Origin of the sequence: Paenibacillus sp. MER 180 (assembly GCF_023713665.1) — a bacterium.
GTDB classification, from domain to species: Bacteria; Bacillota; Bacilli; order Paenibacillales; family Paenibacillaceae; genus Paenibacillus_B; species Paenibacillus_B suaedae.
Genome location: NZ_JAMAVT010000116.1, coordinates 1 through 255, shown reverse-complemented (window position 1 = coordinate 255; position 255 = coordinate 1). Strand labels below are relative to the sequence as shown.

General features: G+C 49.8%; 1 rRNA gene. It reads left to right on the top strand.

The window, feature by feature from the left end:
* Positions 1-52: 52 nt before the first annotated feature.
* A 16S ribosomal RNA gene (locus tag M3661_RS30115) occupies positions 53-255 on the top strand; the annotation flags it as partial.

Genomic DNA, 255 nt, shown 5'->3' with positions numbered 1-255 from the left:
TGAATGAGGTAGCAATACCTCGTCAAAAGATATGAGCAGTTCAAACTTAACTTTAACGGAGAGTTTGATCCTGGCTCAGGACGAACGCTGGCGGCGTGCCTAATACATGCAAGTCGAGCGGACTTGAAGGAGTGCTTGCACTCCTGATAGTTAGCGGCGGACGGGTGAGTAACACGTAGGTAACCTGCCCATAAGACTGGGATAACCCACGGAAACGTGAGCTAATACCAGATAGGCATTTTCCTCGCATGAGGG